Origin of the sequence: Candidatus Effluviviaceae Genus V sp. (assembly GCA_014728125.1) — a bacterium.
Lineage (GTDB): Bacteria > Joyebacterota > Joyebacteria > Joyebacterales > Joyebacteraceae > WJMD01.
Genome location: WJMD01000027.1, coordinates 1 through 2,569, shown reverse-complemented (window position 1 = coordinate 2,569; position 2,569 = coordinate 1). Strand labels below are relative to the sequence as shown.

General features: G+C 67.0%; 2 protein-coding genes. One reads left to right on the top strand and one right to left on the bottom strand.

The features are described 5' to 3' along the window. The first annotated feature begins 474 nt into the window (after positions 1-474). On the top strand, positions 475-1,185 hold the full coding sequence (locus GF405_01495) for a hypothetical protein (protein ID MBD3366830.1): 711 nt from the start codon (positions 475-477) through the stop codon (positions 1,183-1,185). Here the strand turns inward: GF405_01495 and GF405_01490 are convergent. After that, the coding region (locus GF405_01490) for a hypothetical protein (protein ID MBD3366829.1) at positions 1,142-2,569 on the bottom strand (1,428 nt) is incomplete at its 5' end. The two genes, GF405_01495 and GF405_01490, sit on opposite strands and share 44 nt — an antisense overlap.

The window sequence follows — 2,569 nt, the reverse complement described above, 5'->3', positions numbered from 1 at the left end:
GTCTGGCCGGGTCAGGGCGGGTATCTCTACTGCTGCGAGGGGAACGGCACCGGGACATTCGAGCGGTACGACATCGCCTCCGACGTCTGGCAGTCGCTGGCCGACATCCCGACGAGGATGTGGCACGGCTCTTCGATCGCGTGGGGAGGCGGGTCGACCATCTACGCGGCAGCCGACAGCCTGGACTTCTATGCGTACGACACCGGTGCGGACCAATGGACGCAGAGGGCGGACTATCCCGAGGAGCTCTACCTCGGTGCATGGATGACGTACGACGGCGACCAGTCGCTCTTCCTCTGCCGCGGCGACACGACGGCGACGGTATGGCGGTACAACATCCCCGATGACAGCTGGGAGTCCATCGAGGACGCCCCCGCGGAGATCGGCTGGGGCGGGACGATGGCCTGCGGCGACGAGGCCCTTTACCTGCTGCCCGCCGGGACGTCCACGGAGTTCTGGGTGCTGAAAGAGTAGATGGAGAGGAGGAAACCAGTGCGTGCTTCCTGCGCTGCTCCGCGGTATCGACGGGTCGCCCGCTGTGTTCTCGCCGTTGTCATCGCCCTGTCCCTGTCTGCCGGTGCCAGCTTCGCCGACGAGACTCCAAGGGTCCCCGCGGCCGAGGCCGGGGCCTACGTGGGCCGCACGGCAACCGTGTGCGGCCGCGTCATGAGCGCGTCCCATATCGGCTCGGTGCGAGGCGGCCCCACGTTCCTGAACTTGGGGAAGGCCTATCCGGATCAGGTCTTCACGGTCGTCATATGGAACCAGAACCGCGGGAAGTTCGAGCGACCGCCCGAGAGGATGTTCGACGGCCGCGAGATCTGTGTGACCGGTAAGATACAAACATACAAAGGTACGCCGCAGATCGAGGTGACCGAACCGGCGCAGATCAGCCTGGTCGAGCCGGCGCTCGGGAAGGGGAAACTGACCGACCCCGAGGGGCTGCTCGTCAAGGCGCTGCTTGCCTCTCTGGGATATGACCTGGACTACGGGACGGCGGCGTGGGACCAGGAGACGGTCGCGGCGGTCGTGGCGTTCCAGGAGGACAGCGGCCTCGAGCCGACCGGGAACATGGACTCACCGACGATGCGCGCACTGGCGAACGCCGTCCCCGACATCTCGGAGGACGACAAGGAGCTTGTCATTCGCCTGGTGCTCTTCGAGGCCGTTCGCCGGTGGGAGTGAGGTCGGCGACGACCGGAAGGTGGTCGGAGGCCTCGACCGTATCATCGGCCAGCAGCCCGTAGCGGTCGAGGTCTTCGGGTCTCATGTGCTCCGTCGCCAGGACGAACGCGTTCCCCATCTCGAGGACGCTGTCCGTGAACACGATGTAGTCGAGCTTGCCCGGCGCGAAAGCGGTCTCGCGATCGCGCCAGGTGTAGTTCTCACGCCGCCCCGTGATTCGCGGGTCCGCGTCGCGAAGCGCGGTTCCGTCCCAGTCGGGGTCGTGCGACGGGCCGTGCCTCTCCTCGCCGACGATCCTGCCGGCGAGAAGCGTCTCCAGTTGAATCGAACCTCCGACCAGGTTCATGTCCCCGGCCACGACCGTCGGGGTTCCCCACGGCACACTGACGCCGTCCGGTTCCTTGAGCATGCGCAGCCACGCTGCCATGCCGTCGAGCTGTTCCTGACGACGTTTCTCCTGATCACAGCACGGCGGGTGCGCGCTGACGACCGACAGGTCGACGTCGTAGTGCCCGTCCGGCAGGTCGATGAGGGCCCAGTAGTTGCCGGCCTCGTCGATGGCCGCCGCCTCAAGGAAGGGATACCTGCTGACGATGAGCCCGTCCGTCGTGTGTGCGCCGTGCCATTGCGTTCCGGGCAGCGCAAGCGACACCTGGTCGGCCGCCTGGCGCGCCGTGTGGCTCCAGACCTCCTGGAAACAGATCACGTCGGGCTCGATGGCCCGCAGCACGCGCAGAAACGGAGCCGGTCGCTTGAAGAGCCCTTCGAAGAGCACGTTCCACGTCAGCACCCTGACGTGCCTCGGGTCGTCCCGTTCGAGCCTGACAGGCGGCGGGTCGGGAAGACGGCTCGCTGGGAGCTCGACGTGGAGCCTGCCCGTGTCCGGCAGCCGGTCGCCCCCGGCCGCATCCACGAGGGTCACGGCAGCCGACTCGCCCTCCACGATCATTGTGCCGTCGCGCGTGCATCGCAGGAAGGAGAACTCGAAGCGCCGTGACGAGACGGTGGGGGCCTTGAGCATCCCCAGGTCCCACTGTCCGACCTCGATGCTCCTCCCGCCGGTCTGAATGCGGCCCCTCTTCGCTCCGAAATCCCAGACGAGACGCGGCTCCTCCGAACCGACCGCCGTCGTGACCTCAAGCCTCAGACCGGCCGTGCTCTGCAGGTTGATCTCGTCGGCAAGCTCGAAGAGGAAGCTCACTCTTTCGGCGTTGGACGCCACCGCAATCGTCAGGAGGTCCATCCGCCCTCCGTCGCCGGCGGGATCCGACGCGACGGGTGCGTCGTCCCAGTCGTCGAACGCACCGTCGATCACGGTCGGTGTCCGGGCACTGCAGGCGCCTCCCAGAACGAGCAGCAGAGCGGTCAGCATCACGGTGGGTCG